Annotated in this window: 19 protein-coding genes; 8 read left to right on the top strand and 11 right to left on the bottom strand. The window is 71.1% G+C overall.

Annotated features, from left to right (window positions below; genetic code table 11):
* On the top strand, nt 1–1,457 hold a 1,457-nt coding region (locus tag AWQ71_RS39890; protein WP_157570188.1), incomplete at its 5' end, for an HNH endonuclease signature motif containing protein.
* A 769-nt stretch (nt 1,458–2,226) separates the two neighbouring features.
* Here AWQ71_RS39890 and AWQ71_RS05435 read toward each other — a convergent pair.
* On the bottom strand, nt 2,227–3,258 hold the full coding sequence (locus AWQ71_RS05435; RefSeq protein ID WP_174550676.1) for a hypothetical protein: 1,032 nt from the start codon (nt 3,256–3,258) through the stop codon (nt 2,227–2,229).
* Between the two features lie 130 nt (nt 3,259–3,388).
* Here AWQ71_RS05435 and AWQ71_RS05430 point away from each other — a divergent pair, with 130 nt between their 5' ends.
* Nucleotides 3,389–4,486, top strand: coding sequence for a sensor histidine kinase (locus AWQ71_RS05430; protein ID WP_245658126.1), 1,098 nt, complete (start codon nt 3,389–3,391; stop codon nt 4,484–4,486).
* Nucleotides 4,426–5,055: a response regulator gene (locus AWQ71_RS05425; RefSeq protein WP_067127461.1), complete on the top strand. Its 630-nt coding sequence runs from the start codon at nt 4,426–4,428 to the stop codon at nt 5,053–5,055. Before AWQ71_RS05430 ends, AWQ71_RS05425 begins: the two co-directional genes overlap by 61 nt.
* 87 nt (nt 5,056–5,142) lie before the next feature.
* Here the strand turns inward: AWQ71_RS05425 and AWQ71_RS05420 are convergent, their stop codons facing one another.
* Nucleotides 5,143–6,090 carry a helix-turn-helix domain-containing protein gene (locus AWQ71_RS05420; protein WP_067127458.1) on the bottom strand — a complete coding sequence of 316 codons (948 nt, stop codon included), beginning with the start codon at nt 6,088–6,090 and terminating at the stop codon, nt 5,143–5,145.
* Between the two features lie 101 nt (nt 6,091–6,191).
* Here AWQ71_RS05420 and AWQ71_RS05415 point away from each other — a divergent pair, with 101 nt between their 5' ends.
* Nucleotides 6,192–7,235 (top strand): saccharopine dehydrogenase family protein, encoded by a 1,044-nt coding sequence (locus tag AWQ71_RS05415; protein WP_067127725.1) that lies wholly within the window; start codon nt 6,192–6,194, stop codon nt 7,233–7,235.
* A 133-nt stretch (nt 7,236–7,368) separates the two neighbouring features.
* Here the strand turns inward: AWQ71_RS05415 and AWQ71_RS05410 are convergent, their stop codons facing one another.
* The gene (locus AWQ71_RS05410; RefSeq protein ID WP_067127455.1) at nt 7,369–8,133 is read right to left on the bottom strand and encodes an alpha/beta hydrolase; all 765 of its coding nucleotides are present in this window, start codon (nt 8,131–8,133) and stop codon (nt 7,369–7,371) included.
* Between the two features lie 132 nt (nt 8,134–8,265).
* Here AWQ71_RS05410 and AWQ71_RS05405 point away from each other — a divergent pair, with 132 nt between their 5' ends.
* On the top strand, nt 8,266–8,670 hold the full coding sequence (locus AWQ71_RS05405) for a winged helix-turn-helix transcriptional regulator (RefSeq protein WP_084258542.1): 405 nt from the start codon (nt 8,266–8,268) through the stop codon (nt 8,668–8,670).
* Here AWQ71_RS05405 and AWQ71_RS05400 read toward each other — a convergent pair.
* The 3 genes from AWQ71_RS05400 to AWQ71_RS05390 form a co-directional block, all read right to left on the bottom strand.
* Entirely contained in the window at nt 8,659–9,486 is an 828-nt protein-coding gene (locus AWQ71_RS05400) for a MerR family transcriptional regulator (protein WP_067127451.1), read from the bottom strand. The genes AWQ71_RS05405 and AWQ71_RS05400 overlap by 12 nt on opposite strands.
* On the bottom strand, nt 9,470–10,393 hold the full coding sequence (locus AWQ71_RS05395) for an alpha/beta fold hydrolase (protein WP_067127719.1): 924 nt from the start codon (nt 10,391–10,393) through the stop codon (nt 9,470–9,472). Before AWQ71_RS05395 ends, AWQ71_RS05400 begins: the two co-directional genes overlap by 17 nt.
* A gap of 115 nt (nt 10,394–10,508) precedes the next feature.
* Entirely contained in the window at nt 10,509–11,261 is a 753-nt protein-coding gene (locus AWQ71_RS05390; protein WP_067127448.1) for a dienelactone hydrolase family protein, read from the bottom strand.
* A gap of 253 nt (nt 11,262–11,514) precedes the next feature.
* Between AWQ71_RS05390 and AWQ71_RS05385 the strand changes: the two genes are divergently transcribed.
* A complete protein-coding gene (locus AWQ71_RS05385) occupies nt 11,515–14,184 on the top strand; it encodes a DUF7824 domain-containing protein (RefSeq protein ID WP_067127444.1) in 2,670 nt (889 codons plus the stop codon).
* Nucleotides 14,185–14,341: 157 nt separating this feature from the next.
* On the opposite strand, the gene AWQ71_RS05380 is transcribed toward AWQ71_RS05385, so the two are convergent.
* The 5 genes from AWQ71_RS05380 to AWQ71_RS05360 form a co-directional block, all read right to left on the bottom strand.
* Entirely contained in the window at nt 14,342–16,732 is a 2,391-nt protein-coding gene (locus tag AWQ71_RS05380; protein WP_067127440.1) for an ATP-binding cassette domain-containing protein, read from the bottom strand.
* 128 nt (nt 16,733–16,860) lie between these two features.
* Nucleotides 16,861–17,271, bottom strand: coding sequence for a VOC family protein (locus AWQ71_RS05375; RefSeq protein WP_067127437.1), 411 nt, complete (start codon nt 17,269–17,271; stop codon nt 16,861–16,863).
* A 5-nt stretch (nt 17,272–17,276) separates the two neighbouring features.
* The gene (locus tag AWQ71_RS05370) at nt 17,277–17,729 is read right to left on the bottom strand and encodes a helix-turn-helix transcriptional regulator (protein ID WP_067127434.1); all 453 of its coding nucleotides are present in this window, start codon (nt 17,727–17,729) and stop codon (nt 17,277–17,279) included.
* 152 nt (nt 17,730–17,881) lie between these two features.
* Entirely contained in the window at nt 17,882–18,562 is a 681-nt protein-coding gene (locus tag AWQ71_RS05365) for a DUF4097 family beta strand repeat-containing protein (protein ID WP_245658117.1), read from the bottom strand.
* Nucleotides 18,563–18,904: 342 nt separating this feature from the next.
* Nucleotides 18,905–20,029 carry an epoxide hydrolase family protein gene (locus AWQ71_RS05360; protein WP_067127430.1) on the bottom strand — a complete coding sequence of 375 codons (1,125 nt, stop codon included), beginning with the start codon at nt 20,027–20,029 and terminating at the stop codon, nt 18,905–18,907.
* A gap of 34 nt (nt 20,030–20,063) precedes the next feature.
* On the opposite strand from AWQ71_RS05360, the gene AWQ71_RS05355 reads away from it, so the two are divergent.
* Both AWQ71_RS05355 and AWQ71_RS05350 read left to right on the top strand, forming a co-directional pair.
* Nucleotides 20,064–22,712 (top strand): ATP-binding protein, encoded by a 2,649-nt coding sequence (locus tag AWQ71_RS05355; protein WP_369407187.1) that lies wholly within the window; start codon nt 20,064–20,066, stop codon nt 22,710–22,712.
* Nucleotides 22,713–22,850: 138 nt separating this feature from the next.
* The gene (locus AWQ71_RS05350) at nt 22,851–23,411 is read left to right on the top strand and encodes a DinB family protein (protein WP_067127716.1); all 561 of its coding nucleotides are present in this window, start codon (nt 22,851–22,853) and stop codon (nt 23,409–23,411) included.
* Nucleotides 23,412–23,739: the final 328 nt, after the last annotated feature.

The following is a 23,739-nucleotide window of genomic DNA, read 5'->3' as shown; positions in this document are numbered from 1 at the left end:
TGGCGGATCAGGCGACTCCTGCGGAGATCGCGCGTGCGGGGCGGTATCTGCGTGCGGTGCTGGATCCGGACGGGGAAGCCGATGACGGCGAGGCGGATTATCGGGAGCGGTTTCTGTTGGTGCGGGAGAGCGCTTCGGGCGGGGTGGAGGGGGAGTTTCGGTTGCCTCGGGAGGCGGGGGCGCGGTTGCGGGCGTTGTTGGATGCGTATGCGAAGCCGCGGGTGGTGGGGGATGAGCGGCCGCTGCGGGTGCGGAACGCGGATGTGTTGATCGCGTTGTTGGAGCAGCAGATCGGTACCGAGTTGCTGGTGTTGATCAACGCCGGGTCCCTTCCCGATGACCCTCCCGCTTCTTCACCGGGCGAGACGTCCGGCTTCTCATCAGCGGGAACGCCCACGGCTTCGCGGCCGGAGGCGTCCGGCCCTGCGCACTCCGCGACATCCGGCCGCTCGTCAGCCGAGACTCCCGGCTCGACGCGGTCTGAGGCGTCCGACCCCGCGCGTTCCAAGACATCCGGCCCTTCGCGCAGCGAGGTGTCCGACTCCACTCCGGCCGGAACGTCCACCTTCTCGGGTGGGCAGGCGTCTGCCGCTTCGTCAGCTGACGTGTCTGGCTCGCCGGAAGGCAGCGCTCACGATGGTGTGCGGCGTGATCGCCCTACCCGGGACCATGAGCGGCTCGGCCAGAGCGATCAAGACGACACGAGCCGCGAGCAGGACACCCGCAGCGACAGGCGACCCGACCAGAACGCTGGGCACGACGCAGGGCATCGCCGGGAAACTCACGACGGCGGGCGGCGAGATGAAGGCGCTCAGCGCGACGCGGACGGACGCGGTCAGAGAGCGGAGCGCGGTCAGAGAGCGGGCGGCCAGGGAACCCGGGCCGGTAGGCCGAACGATCGGCCTGCCCGCGATGGCGAACAGCGTAAACAAGGACCGGGACACGCACGGGGACAAGGCCAGGCGCGGGGGCCGGAACAGGCACAGAGCCAGAGCCAGGGACGGGGGCGGGGTGCGGACTGGGCGACGCCCGGCGGGCTCATCTCAGGACGCACGCTGCCCGGGCTGCTGCTCGCCACCGGACAGCTCCTGCCCGTCACCGACATCCACCGCCTCGCCCAGACCTCCGGCCTCACCCGCCTGGTCATGGACGCCGACGGCTGCGTCCTCGACGTCGGACGCACCGCCCGCCGCGCCACCCGACAACAACGCCGCGCCATCCTCACCCGCTACACCCACTGCATGGTCGACCACTGCCCCATGCCCGCCCACCTCTGCCAGATCGACCACATCACCAACTGGTCCGACGGCGGCACCACCGACCTGGACAACCTCGGACCCACCTGCCAGTTCCACAACCGCGACCGCTACCGCAACCCCACCCACTACCAACTCCACCAGGTCGGCAAGAACCGCTGGGGCTTCACCTACACCAGCCCCCGAAACCAGCGAAACTGAACCCCCGCGCCACCACCGTCCACCGACGGAACCCAGGCACCTGAACGACGGCGTTCAACACGCCCCCGACACTCCCCGGCACTCCCTCGACGGTCAGACATGCCCGGCCCGGCGATACTCAGCCAACCCCGGCCGCGAGCAAAACGGCCCGGCAGAAGCTTGACCCTGCCGAAGAACCCGCCCCCGGTACCAAGGTCGCCCGGACACCATCCGGGCGATCTCCCAGTCACCCTGTCCACGCGCGCCCGGAGCGGCGACCATGCGCGCAACGCACCGCCGGGGCCGCTCTGCCGAGGTGTCAGCGGCAGAGCGCCGACCTCGCCGCGGCACTGCGCCGCGCGCCGACCGCCCAAGGCCGTCGGCAACCCAGCCGCGGGATCGGCGACTCGCTGTCGATGATGGGACGGCATTGACCGATGACTTCTGCTGGGGGAGAGGCCGGGCTGTTCGCACCGCAAACCCGCCGCCCTGGCTGGCGATGTCCGGTCGTGGTCAGTGATCGGCGTGCCCTCGACGCAGGTCTGTCGCGGTCGTGGCCACCCGAGGGACGTCACCTGGAGGGCCTCGGGTGGGGCCTCGCCGCGGGCCACGGCACGCCCCAGGAGCGTCAGCCACATGCCGCTGCCGCCGTCGTCGGCGTGCTCGTTGATCTGCGCTCGCAGCTCGGGTCGTCGCCGTGGGAGCCCAAGGCCGCAGCACCGCTCTCGCCGACCGCTACCGCGGCTGACCCCGGTGCTCAAGGGCGTCTCCCTCGGCTGCGGATCCAGGTTCACGACCGGATGCTGTGATCGGCGTGAGGGGGACGGACGGCGCTTCCCTGGTGCCCGTCGCACCTGCGGCGCAGGTGGTAGCAGATGGTGGCGGTGGCCAGCGCGGCGCCCCAGATCGGCCAGAAGCACTCCGGCAGCCAGGCCCCCCACTCGGCCAGGGCGAACCGGCCGGCGACGGTCCAGCGGATGTACGCCAGCCCGGCCACGGTGATGATGATCGAGGCGAATCCGGCGGGGACGACCGCGAGCAGCGGCGGCACCATTCTCCCGCGCAATCCGGGGATCCAACGCGGGAAGATCTCGCCCCACCGTTGGGTCAGGCCGAGGGTGAGCAGGCCGCCGAGCGCGCCGAAGGTGGCCAGGTAGGCGCCCGCCAGCCACAGACCGTCCTCGCCTTCGGCGAGAAACTCCGCGTTCACGCCGAGCGGGATGCCCAGGGCCCACGCCCATCGGGTGGCGCAGTACACCAGCGGCACCGCGATCGCCACATACACCGCCACCCGCCCCCGCTCCGGAGTGAACCAGCGTCCGCGTTCCTCGTCGCGTCCCCCGTCGCGTCGATAGGCCAGCGCCGCGGCGGCCAGCAGCAGGCCGCCCAGCACGCACACGAGTTGGTTGAGCACCGGCCACGGCCAGACGTCGGCGAAGGTGGTGCCGCCGAGGCCCCAGCCGAAGACGGGGGCGACGAGCAGCAGCGGCGTGTAGGCGACGCCCATCATCAACCGCGAGTCGGGGATCACCAGGACCAGGAGCGCGGCGATCGTCCAGGCCGCGATGACCGGCGTACGGCGGCCGCTCCCGCGGGTCAACGCCAGCGCCGTGATCGCGGTCACCAGGCAGCAGGCGGCGATCGCCCAGCCGAAGCCCGGAGTCGTCCCGGTCAGGATCGACAGGGCGCCGATCGGGTCGGGATCGCCGGCGCCCCAGGGGTACCCGGGCGCGCCCAGTGCCCACCCGACCCCGAGCGCGCCATAGGTCAGCGCCCACAGCGCCGCCACATACCCTTGCCGGCGAGAAGTGAAGATTGTCATATGACCAGCCTCCCGACGCGGAGGGCTGACGAGCCAGATGCCGTTCGGCACCCCTCACGGTGAGAACAGGTGCCGTTCGGCACTCCGCTGAACGGCACAAAAGGCGCGTATCGTCGCCCAGGTGTCTGTGATGCTGGTTGTTGCCGGGGTATCGGTGGCCGCTGCTGTCACGCTCGCCGTGATCGGGTTGTCCCGGCCCCGGTTCCGGCCGCACCTGTCCGCGTCGGCCTTGCTCGCGGCGGGCCTGTCGATGTCTGTCACGCTGGCTCATGTGACCGGCGTGGGGCGCCCCACGCCGGTCACGGGCGCGCTCAGCATGGTCGAGAGCGTGGCGTTGATGGTGCTGGTCGGCCTGGTCATCCGGTACGCGCCGTCCCGGCGGGCGGTGTTGTCCGCTCCGGCGGCGGGTCTGGCCGCGGCGGTCTGGTTGCTGCGCGTGTTCGCGCCCGCCTCGCCGCTGGAAGGGGTGGGGGTGTGCGCGTTCTGGGGGCTGGGCACGCTGGTGGCCGCCGCCGTCGGCGGCTACCTCCGTTTTCTCGACGTACGGCAGGAGCGCGCGGTGGCCGACACCCGCCTGACCCTGCGGCTGCGGCTCGCCAGGGACCTGCACGACTATCTGGCGCACGACATCAGCGAGATGGTCGCGCACGCCCAGGCGGGCCAAGTGGCAGGTGAACCCCTGCGGGCGCTCGAACGCGTCGAGGCGGCGGGCCAGCGCGCCCTGTCGATGCTGGACCGGACGCTGGACATGCTGCACCACGACCGGCCCCTCGCTCCCGGCGGCGACCTGGGCGGCATCCGCGAGGCGGCCGAACGGTTCTCCGCCGCCGGCCCGGCGCCGGTCCACCTGCGCATGGATCCGGCTCTGGTGGTCCCGCCGGAGACCGCGGCTCTGGCCTACCGGATCGTGATCGAAGGAATGACCAACATCCGGCGGCACGCACCGCGGGCCGGACGCGTGGACCTGAGCGTCAGCGCCTCGTCCGGAGTTCTGGAGGTCACGATGACCAACGACGGCGTGGTCCGCGCCCCGATCACCCGGCGTGGCGGCATCGGCCTGCCCGCCCTGGCCTCGCTCGTCCAGGCCCAGGGTGGCGAGCTGACCGCGGAAGCCGTATCCGACGGGTGGTCGTTGACCGCCCGTCTGCCACTGGCACAATCGCCGGAGTGGTCACCCGCATCCTCATCGCCGACGACCAGGAAGGCATCCGCGGCGCCTTCCGCCTGATCCTCGACGCCCAGCCCGACATGACCGTAGTGGCCGAAGCCGCCGACGGACGTACCGCGATCGACACCGCCAAGACGATCAAACCCGACGTGGTCCTCGCCGACATCCGCATGCCCGGGGCCGACGGCATCGAGGTGACCCGCGCCCTGGCCGGCACCGGCATCCACGTCGTGGTCGTCACCACCTTCGGGCTGGACGAGTACGTCCACGCCGCGCTGCGGCACGGCGCCGCCGGGTTCGTCCTCAAACGCTCCGGCCCCACGCTGCTCATCGAGGCCATCCGGGCCGCGATGAGCGGCGACGTGCTCATCAGCCCACAGCTCACCGTCCGGCTGCTGCGCGGGAGCGGCCGGCCACGCGAGACGTCCACCGTCGTCCTCACTGAGAGAGAGGACGAGATCGTGACCCTGGTCGCGCAGGGCAGGACCAACGCCGAGATCGCCGCCGAGCTCTTCCTGTCCGCGGGCACCGTGAAGAACCACGTCGCCTCCATCCAACGCAAGACCGGCGCCAGGAACCGCGTCGCGATCGCCGCGTGGGCCTGGGCGACCGGCCGGGCCGAGCCCTGATCCAGAGCCGGTCACTCTCGCCCGCAAAGGCCGGTGGCCCGTCGGCCGCTGAGACGGCCGAGAGCCGTCAAGGTGAGGACCGCGGCCTCACGCCCGGAACGTCCGGCGGTAGGCGTCCGGCGGTACGCCGATCGTGCGGTGGAAGTGGCGGCGCAGTGTCGTCGCCGTGCCCATGCCCGCGGCCGAGGCGATGGTGTCGACGCTGTCGTCCGTGGTCTCCAGCAGTTCCTGCGCGCGGCGGATCCGCTGCGTCAGCAGCCACTGCAGCGGGGTGGTGCCGGTTATCGACCGGAAGTGGCGGGCCAGGTGGCGCGAACTCATGCTCGCCTGGCGGGCCAGGTCCTCCACGGTGAGCGGCTGATCCAGCCGCCGCATCACCCAGGGGAGCAGCTCGGCCAGGGGATGGCCGTCCTGGGCGGGCACCGGTGTGATGACGAACTGGGCTTGGCCACCGGCCCGGTGGGGCGGCACGACCAGGCGGCGGGCGACCACGTTGGCGACTGCCGAGCCGTGGTCGCGGCGGACCAGATGCAGGCACAGGTCCATCGCCGCGGCCTTGCCCGCGGACGTGAGCACGCTGCCGTTGTCCACGTAGAGCACGTCCGGGTCGACCTTCACCCGGGGATAGCGTGCGGCCAGTTCCTCGGTGTGGGCCCAGTGCGTGGTCGCGCGCAGCCCGTCCAGCAGGCCGGCGGCGGCGAGCACGAACGCGCCCGTGCACAGGGAGACCACCCGCGCGCCGGACTCGTGGGCCACGCGCACCGCCTCGACCAGGTCGGCCGGCGGGTCCTCGTCGACGTCCGCCAAGGCGGGGACGATCACGGTGCCGGCGTGCGCCAGCCGGTCGAGCCCGCAGTCCGGCTCCAGCCGGAACCGGCCGACCCGGACGGCGTGCGTGCCGCACACCCTGACGTCGTACCAGGGGCCGGGCAGGGCGGCCGGGGCGGAGCCGAAGACCTCGTGGGCCAGGGCCAGCTCGAAGTGCAGCATCCCGTCGGTAGCGGCGATCGCGACGGAGCGCGGGACGGAGCTCATGTCGGAAATTGTACGGGTTACGTCGTTTCGGACACTGGCACCGATGAGTCAACGGGGACAGGATCTCCGCAGTGGATCACTTCGAGCACGTGGGAGCAGGCATGGGATCGGGTCGGAATGTGGCGGTGTTCGGCGCCTACGGGCACACCGGGCGGTTCGTGGTCGCGGAGTTGCGCGAGCGCGGATACATCCCGCTGCTCCTCGGCCGCGACCAGGACAAGCTGCTGGCGCTGGCGCAGGCCCAACCGGGGCGCGAGGCGCGGCAGGCGTCGGTCGACGATCCGGCCTCGCTCGACCGCGCGCTGAACGGCGCGGCCGCCGTGATCAACTGTGCCGGGCCCTTCGCCTCGACCGCCGCCCCGCTGGTCGAGGCGGCGCTGCGCGCCGGCATCCCGTATGTCGACGTGGCGGCCGAGATCGAGGCGAACGTTGACACGTTCGCGCACTTCGCGGGGCGCGCCCGCGCCGCGGGCACCGTGGTGGTCCCGGCGATGGCCTTCTATGGCGGCCTCGGCGACCTGTTGGTCACCACCGCGATGGGCGACTGGACGGCGGCGGACGAGGCCCGCATCGCCTACGGCCTGAGCAGCTGGCACCCCACTGCCGGAACGCTCGCTTCGGGCGCGGTCTCGGGGCAGCGACGGGGCGGCCGCCGGGTCCGCTACACCGGCGGACGGCTGGAGTACCACGACGACGCTCTGCCGACCCTGGAGTGGCCCTTCCCCGCTCCGCTCGGCCCCCAGAGCGTCATCGGAGAGTTCACCATGGCCGACGTCGTCACCGTTCCCAGCCATCTGGCCGTCCCGGAGGTGCGCACCTACATGACCGCCAAGGCGGCCGCGGACCTGTCCGCTCCCGACGCCGCGGCCCCGGCCGCCGTCGACGACCGCGGCCGCTCCGCGCAGACCTTCGTCGTCGACGTCCTGGTCCGCTCCGGTGGCACGGAACGCCGCGTGGCCGCCACCGGTCAGGACATCTACGCCATCAGCGCGCCGCTCGCGGTGGAGGCCGTCGACCGCATTCTCACCGGCCGGACCAGGACCACCGGCGTCGCCTCCGCGGGCGCGGTCTTCGACGCCCCGGACTTCCTCCGCGCCCTGTCCGCGCACCTCTCGCTGCACGTCCCGCACGACGCACGCGGCTGACCGGCGACCCGTGCCGGAAGCCAGGTCATGGTCAGTGCATCGATGAGCAGGCCGATCGCCCGTGCGGGACGGCCGTCCGGGCCGAGTACGGCGGTTGGCTGAGTGACGGCGGCAGGCGGTTCACGTGGACGCGTCAGGCGTCGGGGCCGCCGGCCAGGAACGGCAGCACGCCGGAGGGCACGTCGGCCGACCTGTTCCAGCCTCCCTGGTGGTCGGCGTTGGGCACGGAGAAGAAGCCCATGCCGGTACGCCGCGCGAAGGTCCGCATCGGATCGTGCCAAGGGTCGGCGGTGCCCGCGTACATCAGCATCGTGACGCCGCAGGCCGCCAGGTCGGCGTGCGGGCCGGGCTCATGGGAGAACGCCTCGTAGTTCGCGCGGAACGCCCCGAGATCCCCGGCGTCGATGACGGCGGCTTGGGCGGGATCGGCGGCGGCTCCCTGTTTGACCAGCTGGTAGGGGTCGACATCCGCGGGCAGCCCGAGGTGGCGCAGCGTCGGTCCGATCGCCGAGCGGAAGCCGCCGATGGGGTCGAAGGCACCGGCGACAAGGCGGGTGAGCCTTCCGGGCGCGTGTACGGCGACCGCGTACCCGGTGAGAGCTCCCAGCGAATAGCCCCAGAACGCGGCCTTGTCCGCACCGACGTCATCCAGCACGGCGGTGACGTAATCGGCGCGTCGCTCCAGCGTGTACGCCGCGGGGTCCTGCGGGGCGGCACTGGCCCCCAGCCCCAGCGGGTCGACGGTGATCACCGTGTGGGTGGCCGCCAGCGCCGCCGTGTAGCCGGACCGGTCCCAGTGCGCGCCGATCTGGAACATGCCCGGGTGCAGGACCAACGGAGGGCCGTCTCCGGTGATCTCGTAGGCGATCGTGAATCCGTTGTTGCGTGCGGTCGGCACCCGCTGCTCCTTGCTTTCGGTGGATCTCCGTACGCCAAGACAGGACCACACAAGCTCCTGTCCAGGAACGTTACGACTTGTAACGGGCCCCATCTTGGAGCAAGATCGAACGGCCGGGAAGGAGGCACTTTCTTGTCCCAACGGAACATCGCGGTAACAGACCAGGCCATCGTGTCCGCCGACGAGGCCGCGTCCGCCGAATGCCCGCTCCGCGAGGTGCTGGCGCTCATCGGTGACAAGTGGAGCGCCCAGGTGCTCGTCGAACTGGGCGACGGCCCACACCGATTCACGCAGCTGGAACGGGCGATCGAAGGCGTCAGCCGCCGCATGCTGACGCTGAGCCTGCGCAACCTGGAGCGCAACGGCCTGATCACCCGCACCGTGTACCCCGACGCGCCGCCCCGCGTGGAGTACGCCACCACCGCGTTGGTCGAAGAAATCCGCGAGCCTCTCGAAGCGCTGGGCGCCTGGGCCCGCCGCGCCGGCCCCGCCATCGTCGCGGCCCGCCAGGCCTACGACATCCGCTCACCCAACTGATCGGGGGATGCCATCCGAAGGACGCGCCGGCCCGGCGCCGCGTCCCCGTGGGTCTACGCGCTCGAGCTTGGTCCAGCCGGTCCAGCCGCGTCTCTTCAACAGCTCGATCAGCCGACGGGCCGGTGGCACAGTGTCGAACGCCAGTGTGTCCATCAGCTTGACCAGCGGAGGCTCGATGTCGGTGTCGTCAACGTAGTCCTCGCCCTGTTCGTCGGCCAACTGCGTGATGTAGGCGGCTAGTTCGTCGGCCAGCTCGACCAGCCGAGGGTCGTCGGCGGTCCGGTTGAGAACCTGGCTGAGGGTGAGATAGAAGTCGATGAGCTGCGGGTCGGCGATCTGCTCCCGCTTGCGTACCATCCACTCCGGGACTCGCTCAGGTGAGTGCGCGGCCAGCAGGATCCAGCCGTCACGCTCGGCCCGGACGATCCGTTCGTCGACCCTGAGCACCCGCAGTCGGTCGAGATACTCGACCACCTCCGGCGGCAGCGTCAGGCTGTCCCCGGCGGCGAGCCGGGCGATCTGCTCCCGGTGCCGCTGCCGCTGCCGGATCTCCGCCCGCAGCCGCTTGTCGATGTCCGCGACCGCTGCGGCGAACTCCTCCTCGTCGGCCCGCAGCAGCTCCCGAACCCGAGCCAGCGGGACCCCCGCCTGCGCGAGAGTCCGGATCTTGATCAGCTCGATCACGGCGCCGGCGTCGTACCTGCGGTAGCCGGAGTGGTCCCGCTCCGGCTCCGGCAGCAGCCCTTGGGCGTGATAGTGCCGCACCGCGCGCACCGTCACTCCGGCGTACGACGCCAGCTCACCGATGGTCAGCATCCCGCCAGTCTCCTCGGGTGTGGCCGCCAGGGCCGTGTGTACTCCGGATGATCTGGGCGATCTCCGGGGCGTGGGTGAAGACCAGCCCGTGGTCGGCGTCGAGCCAGGACGTGTCGATGCGCGGCTGCTCGCGGCCAAGCCGCTCGACGCCGGCACGCCAGTTCTGATTGAACCGCGACGCATGCCCTGCGCCCCTGCCGCCGGCCATCGAGGTCGACATGATCATGCTGATGGGCCGGTCGATCTTCTGGTACCGGTCCAAGATCTCGGACCGTACCGCATCGATCTCGACATTCAGGTCGAGAATCTCCTGGGCGGTGAGCAACACCTGACGCGCGGTGCCCCGCACGGCCTCCTGCTGCGTCACCATGTCCTCCCACATCGCGCGGAACTCCGGCAGGACGGCCTCGGTGATGAACGGCTCGGGCACCGGGTTCGCCCCATCGATGAGAACAAGCCCGGCGACGCTGCCAGGATGCTCGGAGGCATAGTGCACGGCCAGGTCCGCGCCCAGCGAGTAGCCCACCAGCACGGGCGCCGCATCCAGGTCGAGGCGTGCCAGCTCCGCCATCACGGCGGCCAGATCGCTCAGGAACGCCTCAAAGGAGTACCGGCCGGCGGCCGAGGCGAGGCCATGCCCCCGAAGGTCGAAGGTCACCACGTCGTGGTCGCGCCGCAGCAGGTCGGCCAGTTCGTGCAGGTCGGCCCGCGTCGAGTTCAGCCCGGGGCACAGGACCAGCGGTCGTCCCTGGCCGCCGCGAGACACCGGGATTGTGACGCCGTCGTGGTGGATCGTGAAGTGCCGCATCGTCCTGTCGCTACTCTCGGCCCGCTGCCCATCGTCGCCGTGGCCGCCGTACGACTCGCGTGGGCCGGCGACCTCCACCGCACTGCTCTTCGTGGTCATGCCACCATGCTGAGAGGTTGCCCCTGCGTCAGGGTCAACCGTCGCGGCGACATGACCTCCGTGAGTGCTCGGCTTCGGGGCTCATCTCACCCATCCGAGCGGGCGAGCGGGGGCTTCAGGCGGGTCCGGCCGTCGCGCCGTGCCGGTCGGTGAAATCGAGGATCCGCCGCCAGGCGTCCGCGCACGCCTCACCCCACTCGGCGTAGGCGCGGTCAAAGAAGGAGTGCGGGGCGCCGGGATAGGTGTGGGCCTCGTACGGCACGCCGGCCTCGGCGAGTTCGCCGGTGAACTCCTCGAACTCCCTGGCCGGGGTCACGCTGTCGTTGCCCGCGATGAGCAACAGCAGTGGGCGGCGCATCTCCGGGATCACCTCGCGGACCAGCGCCGGGCGGCCGTAGAAGCCGATCGCACCGGACAGGTCCACCGGGCCTGCGGACAACCGCCACGACATGCTGCCGCCGAAGCAGAATCCCGCGGTGAAGGCGGGGCCGGTCGCCCCGCGCCCGGCCAGGTGCTCCAGGGCCACCGAGACGTCGGCGGCGACGTTGCGCGGGTCCACGTGAGGCAGGTGCGACCGGAACGGAAAGTCATCGCCGCGCTCGTCGTTCTCGGTGGTGCGGCCGAACCAGTCGATCGCCGCGGCCGCGAACCCGGCCTCGGCGAACCGTACGACAAGCTCGCGATAGTAGGGGTGCAGCCCGCGCACGTCGGGCAGCACGACCATCCGTCCGCGCGGCGGCCGGGCGGGCAGCGCGACGTGCGCGGCCAGGCGGCTGCCGTCCGCCGAGGTCAGCGTGACGGGCTCGTGCTCCGCGACCGGGCCCGGGTCGGGCGGGGCGGGCGGGCGGCTGTCGGTGGAGTGGCACATAGTCCAACTCTGCGACAGTCGTCACCGAGCCGAACCACCGCCCTCCGGTTACGTCGGGGGACATGTCGTGATATGGGCCGACGACATATGGGCCGACGACGTCTGCGCGACGCACAGCGGAACTGTCGGTGGCGATCAGTATGGTCCCCGCCATGGTTGATGCGCTGCCGACGTATTCACACGTTCGCTCTTCCCTTCCCGACCCGGTGTCAGGCCGCCCAGGTCCGTCCAGCTCCTACGGCACGGTGCTCGCGTGAACCCGTGGCAGGAGGTCCTCGAGCGCATCGAAGGGCGTCGCAACGACGACCTGATGGACGTCCTCGCGTCCCTCGACGAGCCGGGACGGCAGGTGGTGGCCGAGCGGCTTCGCCGCTATCTGGCCGACCGCCTCGCCGAGGGAATGGCGACACGCTGGAAGGTCGAGAGCCAGGCCGCGGGGCTTCGCCTCGCGGGCGCGGCCTGCTTCACGCGCCCGGCTCAGGTGGCGGCCTGGCTCGGTCGGCGCGAGCTGAGCCGGGTGCCCGACCCGCGCCTGGACGCCGAGCGCATCCGGTCGCTGGTGCGGGCCCGGCCGCAGGAGTGGCGCGCGGACCTTGCGGCCCGGCTGGTACGGCGGCTGCCGCGCCCGGCGGGCCGGTGGCGTCGTCTCGACGGTCCGCCGGGGTGGGAGCTGGCTGTCGGGCTGCTGGTGGAGACGGGCAGCGAGCCGCCGGAAGCGGACACGTTCGTCGATGGCTGGGTCCGCCACGCGAGCGCGAAGCGCCGCGAGAACGGCGGGCGCGCCACCATCGAGGACGACCCGCTGCTCGACGCGATGGTCCCGCGGCTGTTCCGCGCGGAGGGGGTCGCCGCCACACTGGCCGCGGACCACGAGTGGGCCCCGGAGACGTCGCTCGTCTCGGCACTCGCCGACCTCGGCGACTCCGGCCGGCTGAAGCGCCAGGACCTGATCGACGGTTGCGCCGCGCGCTTCCTCGCCGGGGGCGACGCGGCGGAGCTCAGTCCGTTCGTGACGATGTGGACGAACCTGCGGCCCTCGTCGGCGGAGATCCCGCTGCTCGACTTCGTCCGGCTGCTGCCGTCGGCCGCGTCGCCGTTCCTGCAGATGGCGCTCGACGCGCTGGGCCCGGCCGACGACGAGGGCCTGCTCGGTGACGAGCTGTTCGCCGAGGCGGTCCACGCCCTCGCCTTCCGGCCGGAGAAGAAGTTCGTCACGGCCGCCCTGCGGTGGATCGCGCGTTCGGCGACCGGTGACGGGGCTCCCGGCCGGGCCGGCGGCGCGCTGGCCGCGCTGGCGATGGTCTTCGGCCACGAAGACGCCGCCCTCCAGGGCCGGGCGGTACGGCTCGCGGTGGCACTCGCGGCGCATGCGGACCCGTTGGCGGCGGAGGAGGTCCGGGCGGCGGCGGGCGGGCTTGTGCCCGAGCTCCGGGAGCGGATCGCGGCCGTCTTCGGTGAGGTGACGGCCGAGGAGCCGGAAGATCCACCCACAGCTGCGGCCCTGATCGTGGCGCCGCTGCCCGGTCTCCTGCCGCCCATCACCTCGGCGGAGGAACTGGCGGTCGAACTGGGCCGCCGCCCCCTCTGGCCTGAGGAGCCCGCCGTGTTCGAGCGCATCCTCGCGGCGCTGGTCGAACTCACCCACCGTGACCGCGCGGCCGTCGTCGCGGCGCTCACCCCGTGGCGGCGGCGCGCCTGGCGCGAGCCGTTGGACTCCCATGTCTACGTGTACGGCATCAGCGGCTTCGACCGGTACGCCCACTCCCTGCTGTCCCGGGCCGCGCTGGCGGTGGTGTCTCCTGAGGAGAGCAGGGAGCTCACCGGTCGGCTGGCCGACTACCAGCGCGAACACCCGCCTTACGACCGGAGCGTCCAAGTGCTCGTCCAGCGCCGGCTGCGCGAGGTGATCTTCATGTTGGAGGCCGGGCACTCGATGCCGCTGCTGCTCGCGACGCCGACCGCGGCGACCGGACACGTCGACCCCGGCATTCTGCTCGACCGGATGGAACGCCTCGAGGGCGCCGAACCGCTGCCCGCCGACTTCCACCAGGCGCTGCTCCGGCTGCCCAGGACCGTGGACCCGGCGACGGTCGTACGGGCGGAACGACTGACCTCGGAGGCGGGGCGGCGCCTGGCCGCACTGCTGCGCGACGGCGGGCTGCCCGATCCCACGGTGACGAGCGATGTCGGGAGCCGCCGCGGGTACGACAGCATTTACGGCATGGAGATGGCCATCCAGAGGATGCGTTCCCGGGTGACGCCGCCTCCGGGTGTTCCCGAGGAGATCCGGAAGCTGTGGACCGTGGAGACCGACACGGTGTCGGGGGCCCACTCTGGTGAGACGGTGTGGTGGCCGACGATCATGCCGTCCCACCGCGACGTCGTAGCCGCGCACCTCCTGGAATCCGCCCCATGGCTGGCCTACGGCGACGACGGCCAGATGGTGGCGCTCCGGAGACTCGTCCACGGGGACGGCCCGGTCGGTGCGGCGACAGCCGGGGCGATCGTCTGCGTCATGGCCCACGCGCGGCCGGCACGTCGTGCGGCGGCGACCGACGCCCTGGTCACACTGGCCGCGCGGGACGAGGTGCCCGCGGCGGAGATCGGACGCTTGCTCGTGGACATGGCCGTCGCGGGCCTGCTGAAGCTCAACCGAGCGGTGACCGTCCTGGACGACGCCGTGCGGGCGGGGGCGCACGCTTCGGTGTGGTCGATCCTCACGGAGGCGCTGCCCGCGCTGCTGCCCGCGGCGGGGGAGAGGGCCAGGGCGGGGCTCGGGGACCTCCTCGCGGTCGGTGCCAGAGCGGCCGCCCTGGCCGGAGCGCGCGGCGACATCCCGGAGCTCGCCGCGGTCGCGACGCGGCGCGGGGGTAGCCGGGTGGTCGAGGAGGCCCGTCGCCTCCACCAGCGGTTGTCGGCGTGACCGGAAGCGGCCCTGTGCGGGGCGCTTCCGGGGGTGGACGGCCCTCGGATAAACCGAACTACCTCCACCCTTCTCCGCGCCGGCCGACGCCGCCTCCGCGGAAGACGAGGAGAGGCGTCGGCTCATCGCGCCGACCTCCGGCTTTCCCGCTGCCGACCTACCGGTCGATGCCGACGTAAGCGGCGAGGTGCTCGCCCGTGAGGGTGGAGCGGGCCGCGACGAGGTCGGCGGGTGTGCCCTCGAAGACGATCCGGCCACCGTCGTGGCCGGCGCCGGGGCCGAGGTCGATGATCCAGTCGGCGTGCGCCATGACCGCCTGGTGGTGCTCGATGACGATGACCGACTTGCCGGACTCGACGAGCCGGTCGAGCAGGCCGAGCAGCTGTTCGACGTCGGCGAGGTGAAGGCCGGTGGTCGGCTCGTCGAGGACGTAGACGCCGCCCTTCTCGGACAGGTGGGTGGCCAGCTTGAGCCGCTGCCGCTCGCCGCCGGACAGCGTGGTGAGCGGCTGGCCGAGGCTGAGGTAGCCGAGCCCGACGTCGGCGAGCCGGTGGAGGATGGCGTGCGCGGCCGGCGTGCGCGCCTCGCCGACGCGGAAGAACTCCTCGGCCTCGGTCACCGACATCGCGAGCACCTCACTGATGTCGCGGCCGCCGAAGTGGTAGTCCAGCACCGACGCCTGGAACCGCTTCCCCTCGCACTCCTCGCAGGTGGTGGCGACGCCGGCCATCATCGCCAGGTCGGTGTAGATCACGCCGGCGCCGTTGCAGGTGGGGCAGGCGCCCTCGGAGTTGGCGCTGAACAGCGCCGGCTTCACGCCGTTCGCCTTCGCGAACGCCTTGCGGATCGGGTCGAGCAGTCCGGTGTAGGTCGCCGGGTTGCTCCGTCGCGAGCCGCGGATGGCCCCCTGGTCGATCGACACCACACCCGCGCCGGCCGGGACCGACCCGTGCATGAGCGAGCTCTTGCCGGAACCGGCGACGCCCGTGACGACGACGAGTACCCCGAGCGGGATGTCGACGTCGACGTCGCGCAGGTTGTTCGCCGTCGCGCCGCGGATCTCCAAGGTGCCGGTGGACGTCCGTACCGTGTCCTTGAGGGCGGCCCGGTCGTCGAGGTGGCGGCCGGTGATGGTGTCGCTGGCCCGCAGCCCCTCGACGGTGCCCTCGAAGCAGACGGTGCCGCCCGCCGTACCGGCGCCGGGGCCGAGGTCGACGACGTGGTCGGCGATCGCGATCGTCTCCGGCTTGTGCTCCACGACGAGCACCGTGTTGCCCTTGTCGCGCAGCCGCAGCAGCAGGTCGTTCATCCGCTGGATGTCATGGGGGTGCAGGCCCGTGGTGGGCTCGTCGAAGACGTAGGTGACGTCGGTGAGCGAGGAGCCGAGGTGGCGGATCATCTTGACGCGCTGCGCCTCACCGCCCGACAGCGTGCCCGACGGCCGGGCGAGCGAGAGGTAGCCCAGCCCTATCTCCACGAACGAGTCGAGGACCTGCTGCAGCGTGGCGAGCAGCGGCGCCACCGACGGCTCGTCCAGGCCGCGGACCCATTTGGCCAGGTCACTGATCTGCATCGCGCACGCGTCCGCGATGCTGATCCCGTTGATCTTCGAGGACCGGGCGCCCTCGTTGAGCCGGGTGCCATCGCATTCGGGGCAGATGGTGAAGGTGACCGCCCGCTCCACGAACGCCCGGATGTGCGACTGCAACGAGTCGACGTCCTTGGACAGCATCGACTTCTGGATCTTCGGGATCAGACCCTCGTAGGTCAGGTTGATGCCATCGACCTTGATCTTGGTCGGTTCCTTGTAGAGGAGGTCGTTCAGCTCTTTCTTGGTGAACTCGCGGATCGGCTTGTCCGGGTCGAAGAAGCCGCAACCGCTGAAGATGCGGCCGTACCAACCGTCCATGCTGTAGCCGGGGATCGTGAGAGCGCCATCGTTGAGCGACTTGCTGTCGTCGTAGAGCTGGGTCAGGTCGATGTCGTTGACCGAGCCCCGGCCCTCGCAGCGCGGACACATGCCGCCGGTGACGCTGAAGGCGCGACGCTCCTTCACCTTCTGTCCGGCGCGCTCCACGGTGACCGCGCCCGCTCCGCTGATCGAGGCGACGTTGAAGGAGAACGCCTGGGCCGATCCGATGTGCGGCGTCCCGAGTCGGCTGAAGAGGATGCGCAGCATCGCGTTGGCGTCGGTGGCGGTGCCGACCGTGGAGCGGGGGTCGGCCCCCATTCGCTGCTGGTCCACGATGATCGCGGTCGTCAGCCCGTCAAGCACGTCGACGTCGGGCCGCGCCAGCGTCGGCATGAAACCCTGGACGAACGCGCTGTAGGTCTCGTTGATCAGCCGCTGCGACTCCGCGGCGATCGTGCTGAACACCAGCGAGCTCTTGCCCGAGCCGGAGACGCCGGTGAACACCGTCAGCCGGCGCTTGGGGATCTCGACGCGGACGTCCTTGAGGTTGTTCTCACGCGCGCCGTGCACGCGGATCAGATCGTGGCTGTCGGCAACATGCAGCGCAGGCGACTGCGTGTCCGTCCTCGTGCTCATGCTTATCGTGACTCCATCTATTAGGCCTGTTAGGCAGGGCCGCCTTCGCGGTCTCCGTCGGCATCGCCGGTTCGATCCAACCAGCTTCGAGCAGTGCGTCTGGTTCTTCTTCGTAGACCGCGCACGGCTCAGCGCAGTTCCTGAATGCGGACCAGGTTGCCCGCCGGGTCGCGGAAGGCGCAGTCGCGAACCCCGTACGGCTGCTCGGTCGGCTCCTGGACGACCTCGGTGTCGCCGGCCTGCAGCTTCTCGAACGTGCCGTCAAGGTCGGGGGTAGCCAGCAAGATCCAGCCGTAGGTGCCTTTCGCCATCATCTCGGTAATGGTGCGGCGCTCGTCGTCGGTGATGCCGGGGTCGGCGGCCGGCGGCGCCAGGAGGATGGACGTGCCGGGCTGGCCGGCGGGGCCGACCGTGATCCAGCGCATCCTGCCGTGTCCGACATCGCTGCGGACCTCGAAGCCGAGGGCGTCGCGATAGAAGGACAGGGATGCGTCCGGGTCGTCATGCGGGAGAAAGGACGTGTGAATAGTGATATCCATGCGGGTCAGGCTATGTGCGGCTCGGGAGTCGGCGCTTCTCGATTCCTGACCGGCCTGGTCACCTGCTTCGCCACGCACGACGGCATCCCGGCCGTCGCGCGCGCCGCCTCGCGCCGGTACGCGCTGGGCGGCATGCCGACCAACTCCGTGAAACGCGTACTGAAGGTGCCCAGGGAAGAGCAGCCGACCGCGAAACAGACCTCGGCGACACTCAGGTCGCCGCGACGCAGCAACGCCATCGCGCGCTCGATGCGACGCGTCATCAGATAGGAGTACGGCGACTCCCCGTAGGCGAGCCGGAACTGGCGGCTGAGGTGCCCGGCCGACATGTGCACGCCACGGGCCAGCGCCTCCACGTCCAGCGGCTGCGCGTACTCCCGGTCGATCCGGTCCCGAACACGCCGCAGTCGCGCGAGGTCGCTCAGATGCTGCGAGGAGGCGGATCGGTTGCTTGTCACAGGAGAATCGTAGGTCGGGCCAGGCGGTGCGGAGCTCGCCGCCCGAGGAGGGCGTGGACAGGTGAGCCGGCGGCCGGCGCCCTTAAGGAACACCAAATCCCCGCCGTTCCCGGAGGAAGGCGGGGAAGGATGTCGCCGGGCAGCGGCGCGACCTACGCGGGCAGGAGGCTGACGTTGCCGGAACCGGTGTGGATCACGACCCTGTGCGGCGAGCCCAGATCGGTCTTCACCGAGATCGTCGTATCACCCGATCTCGTCTGGGTGTCCACGCTGTACGGCCCGTCGGGAAGTGTGATCTCCGCATCCCCCGAGCCGGCCGACACGTTGACGTTGTCGGGAACGGTGGCGTACTTCAGCGTGGCGTTGCCCGAGTCGGCCTCGACCTTGAGCTCCTTACCCGTCAGCGCGGTGCCTTCCAGGTCCCCGGAGCCCACCTTGGCCGTGATCGGACCGCTCAGCTCGGTGAGATACACGTCACCGGAACCGGTTTCCACTTTGGTGGGGCCGCTCAGCGCGTTCAGGCGGACGTCACCCGAACCGACCTTCGCCTCTACCCGCATGCCCTTGGGCACCTTGACCTTGTAGCTGACCGAGCAGTTGTCCATGGCGTGCGGGCACTCGTAGCTCATCACGAGAGCGTCGCCCTCCACCTTGTGCTCGGTGACGGGCTTGCCTGAGGACCAGCGGAGGGTCTCGCCCACCTTGACGACGCTGTCGTCCGCCTCGTCGACCTCGATCTCACCCGAGCCGCCCACCAGGACGACCCTGGCCACCTTGTCCTTCACGTCGTACGTGACGGTCTCGTTGTTGGCTGCTCGCGTGATGTTCTGCAAGCCACATCCACTCACCAACGCCGCGGAAGCCAGCAGACCGCCCGTTATCACCATCGCCTTCACAAGAAAGATCATGCAGCATCGGCTGGCCTCGCGCGGTAGGGCATACCCCCCGATCTCTCCTCCGGGATCCCCGACTCCAGGCCGTCAGTGAACGGCCAGCCGGGTTTGAGGAAGTCGATCAGCTCGGCGGCCTCGTCGGTGATGAGGAACGGGTTCACCGTGTTCGAGCCGGCCGGGACGTGCGGTTGTGCGCAGCCGGATCATCTGGGCCGAGCGACTCGAGGTGCCCCTTGGGGGCACTGCTGTGGGCGATCGCCCGGCCCGTCGTGCACTTCCTGGTCAGGCGCTCGCCGCGGAAGCCGGCTCGACCAGCCGGCCGAAGAACGCCCGCACGTCCGCCACCAGCAGGTCGGGCACCTCGAGGGCCAGGTAGGCGCCGCCGCGGTCGAGCTCGGTCCAGCGCTGGATGTCGGCGTCCCGCTCGGCGAAGCGGCGGATCGTGACGTCATCCTTGGCCAGCAGCACGGCCGTGGGGACGGTCACCCGCGGCTTGGGGGCGTAGGCGCCCGGGTCGTGGCCCATGTCGTAGTAGAGGTTGGCCACTGACCCCGCGGTGGCGGTGAACCACATGATGCTCACGTCGGTCAGGATCCGGTCGCGGGAGAAGGCGTCCTCGGGGAGCTCGGCTGCGGAGTCGGTCCACTCCTTGAATTTCTCCACGATCCACGCGAGCTGCGCGACCGGTGAGTCGGTCAGCCCGTAGGCGATGGTCTGCGGCCGGGTCGACATGATCTGGTTGAATCCGAGGCCCTCCTGCATGAAGTTCTGCATGATGCCCAGCCGCCGCTGCTCGTCGGCGGTGAACTCGCTCTCGTCCGGCGAGGGGAAGGCGACCCAGGCGTTGACGTGCACGCCCACTACCCGCTCGGGCACCTGGCGGGCCAGCTCCAGGCCGAGGTTGGCGCCTCCGCCGCCGCCCTGTGTCCCGAATCGCTCGTAGCCGAGCTTGGACATCAGCTCGGCGAAGGCCGCGGCCGTACGGGGAACCGTCCAGCCCGGCTCGGTGACATAGCCGGAGAACCCGACGCCCGGGCAGGAAGGGACGACCAGGTGGAAGTCACGCGACAGCTCGTCGAGCACGTCGAGGAAGCCGATCACGCCGCCCGGGTTGTCGGGCAGGAGCAGCAACGGCAGGGCGTCCTCGGAGCTCGACCTGATGTGGAAGAAGTGGATGTTCTGCCCGTCGATCTCGGTGACGAACTGCGGGTGCTTGTTGTACTCAGTCTCGGCCGCCCGCCAGTCGAAGTCGTTGAGCCAGTAGTCGGCCAGTCCCTTGAGGTAGTCCAGGGGTACGCCGCGGCTCCAGCCCTGCCCGGCGATCTCGCGGGTCCATCGGGTACGGCGGAGCCGTTCGTGCAGGTCATCGAGGTCGGCCTGGGCAATGTTCACGCTGTATGGCTTCATGTCGACAACAGTAGAAGGAGCCCAAGATCTCGGCATGAGTCATCGCATAGGTAATCTTCGACCCATGTTGTGGGGCCGGGATCATGAGTTGAAGATCATCGACGCGCTGCTGGACGGTGCGCGGGAGGGGGTCAGCGGCGCCCTGGTCGTCCTGGGGGAGCCCGGCATCGGCAAGACCGCCCTACTCGGCCACGCCGACCGGACCGATGTCCACGTCCTGCGGACCACGGGCATCGAGGCAGAGGCGGAGTTGCCGTTCAGTGCCCTGCACATGCTGTTCAGGTCGGTACTCGGCCGTCTGGAGCACATCCCGGACAGGCAGGCGGCCGCCCTGCGCGGCGCCTTCGGGCTCGGCGAGAGCGGTGCGGGGGACCGGTTCCTGATCGGGCTGGCGGTCCTGTCGCTGCTGTCCGAGCTGGCCGAGAGCGGGCCGGTGGTGTGCCTGATCGACGATGCCCAGTGGCTGGATCACGCCTCGGCCGAAGCGCTGCTGATCGCGGCGCGGCGGCTGGCGGCCGAGGGCGTGGTGATGGTGTTCGCCACGCGCCCGGGGTTCGAGGCCAAGGGACTGCCCGTGCTGGAGCTGTCCGGCCTGGACGAGGCGGCAGCCGCGGAGCTGCTCGACTCCGCCGGCCGCACCCTGCCCGCCGGGTCCCGGCAGCGGATTCTCACCGAGGCGGCGGGCAACCCACTGGCGCTCATCGAGCTGCCCAAGTCGCACGGCCCCGCCGACGAGCTCTCCCTCACCGCACGCCTGGAGGAGGCCTTCGCCGCCCAGGCCGACGGGCTGCCGACGAGCGCCCAGGTCATGCTCCAGGTCGCCGCCGCCGACAGCACGGGTGAGCCGGGCATCGTGCTGGCCGCCGCCGGGGCGCTGGGGAGTACGCCGGAGGACGTGGAGCAGGTGCTCGCGGCCGGGCTGGTCGTCCTGGGTGAGGGCAAGCGGCTGGAGTTCCGCCACCCGCTCGTGCGCGCGGCCGTCTGGCAGCGTACGCCGCTGGCCAGGCAGCTGACTGTGCACCACGCGCTCAGCGACGCCCTGGACCGTACCGCGGACGCCGACCGGAGTGCCTGGCACCTGGCCGCGGCCACGCTGGCCGCCGACGAGCGGGTGGCGGCCCGGCTGGAGTCGGCCGCCGACCGCGCCCATTCCCGCAGCGGGTACGCGGCCGCGGCGGCGGCCTACGAGCGCGCCGCCTCGCTGAGTCCGGAGATCGCGGACCGGGCACGCAGGCTCACGCTCGCCGCCGAGGCGACCGAGTACAGCGGTCGCTTCGATCGGGCCAGGAACCTGGCCGAGGGCGCCGGCAATCCCGACACCGAGCTGACCTCCCGGCTGATCCGGGTGCGCGCCTGCTCCGACTATGGCGAAGGACATCTCGCGGGAGCGCACGCGATGTTGTCGGCGGGCGTCGACCATCTGGCGGCCGCCGATCCGCGCTCGGCCGCCTGGCTCCTGCTCGACGCCGCGTCCATGATCTGGTTCGACGGGGACCGCGACATGGCCTGGCGCACCGCCGAGCAGCTCGACACGCTCCAGGTGCCGCCCGGCGACGAGGTCGTCCCGGTCCACCAGCTGTCGCGCTGGTTCATCGCCATGGCGCTCGGCCGGCCGGCGGACGGGCTGCCGCCCCTGGCCGAGGTGGTGGAGTCGGCCCGCGCGTTGGCGAAGGCCGACCGTCGCGGGCTGCTACTGATCGGCGGGCTGGGCCTGGCCGAGTACGACGCCCGTACCCACATGCTGGCCTCCGCGGCCACTGCCACGATCAGGGCCGAGGGCATGGTCGGTCTGTTGCCGCAGGCACTGACGTTCCTCTCGCGGGTCGAGTACGCTCGCGGCCGCCACGCCGAGGCACGCAGCCTGGCCAGTGAGGCCGTGGCCATCTCCGGCGACACCAGCCAGCCCGCGTGGGCGCGCCAGGCCACCGGGCTGCTGGACCAGTTCGCGGCGGTCCGGGGCGAGGCGCTCGATCCAGCCACGGCGCACCCGGGCGCGCTCGCCCTGCTCGACCTCGGCCAGGGACGCTCCGAGCAGGCCCTACTCAGCCTGGAGTCGCTCGTCTACGGTCGGTCCCGCAACCAGATCATGGCCATGCACCACGTCCCCGACCTGGTCGAGGCCGCGCTGCGCAGCGGCAGGATCGCCCGCGCCGCGGAGCCGTTCTCCCGGCTGGAGGCCTGGGCGGCGACGCTGGATCAGCGCTGGGCCGACGCCCTGGTCTCCCGATGCCGCGCCCTGCTGGACACCTCCGGCGACCCGGGCGCGCATTTCCGCGCCGCGCTGGCCGTCCACGATCGACCCTTCGACCGCGCGCGTACCGAACTTCTGTACGGGGAGTGGCTGCGCCGGGCTCGCCACACCGGCGAAGCACAGGAGCAGTTGCGGGCCGCGCTGGAGGTCTTCGAGCGGCTCGGCGCCGAACCCTGGGCCGAGCGGGCGCGTACGGAACTGGGCGCCACGGGCTGGAGCGCGCCGCGCCGTAACGGCGCGGACCGCTTCGTGCGGCTCACCCCGCAGGAACGGCAGATCGTGCAGCTGGCCGCCACAGGGCTGTCCAACCGGGACATCGCCGCACACCTGTTCCTGAGCCCGCGCACCGTGGGCCAGCACCTGTACAAGGCCTTCCCCAAGCTGGGCGTCACCGCCCGCGGCCAGCTGGCCGAGCTCACGCTCGACGAATGAGCTCGGCGAACGGGACCGGCGCGCGCAGGTAACAGCTGCAGTACGACACCCGCAGCGCATCGCCGCCGTCGTACGGGCCGGCTGGCGCGCCCGAATAATCACTTGCCCGTCGGACCGTTGCTCAGAATCATTCACACGGTGAGCGACATACCCGAGCGATGGACCCAGGCCAGTGTCTACCCGGACATGTGGGTGAACCCCGACGACGACCCCCGCAACACTGATGGAGTCAGTCCGGACGGTGAGTTGGCGACGCTGCGGGACTTCCTGACGAACTATCGACTGACCCTGCAGATGAAGTGCGAGGGGTTGAACCCGGAGCAGATGGCGCGCCGGTCGGTGCCGCCGTCGACCATGTCCTTGCTGGGGCTGGTTCGCCACCTTGCCGAGGTGGAGCGGGACTGGCGTAACTGGATTCAGCCAGAAGATCCGGCACCGAAGCTGTACGGTGCGCGTGACAGCGACTTCGAGGGAGCCGTTGCGGATCAGGCGCTGGTCGACGGCGCGTTCGCCGATCTCGCTCGCGAACAGGCGGCGACCGATGCGGCGCTGGCCGAGTATCCGGATCTGGGTGCGCGGGTCGGCCGCGACGGCGACGCTGTCCGGGCGCTGTGGGTTCACCGGGTCGAGGAGTACGCCCGCCACTGCGGGCACGCCGATCTGCTGCGCGAACGCATTGACGGCCGAGTGGGGCAATAGCGCCATCGACTACGGCCCGGAGCGCGACGTCCCAGGCCGAGAACCCCGGCGGTCCGGCCGGAGTCATCGGAAGTGACTCCGGCCGGACCGCTTTTGACTGTCTTCACCGTGTGGTCAGCAGCACGCGGGCAGATCGCGAGCCGACGCGGACGATGCGACGGCCACCCCACCGGCCGTGGCGGACACGGCGAGCAGCAAGGCAACCGCCAGGCGTACGAACGTGCGCTTCATGGGATCTCCTTCGTTGGCAACAGCCGGCCACCTCGGTCCGGGGGTGGATCCGACGACGACCGCGCACCGGTTCGTAGACGACGATGCGTGGCCAACC

It is taken from the genome of Microtetraspora malaysiensis (assembly GCF_001528665.1).
Lineage (GTDB): Bacteria > Actinomycetota > Actinomycetes > Streptosporangiales > Streptosporangiaceae > Microtetraspora_A > Microtetraspora_A malaysiensis.
The sequence above is the reverse complement of the archived record's forward strand: the minus strand, read 5'-3'. Positions and strand labels throughout refer to the sequence as shown.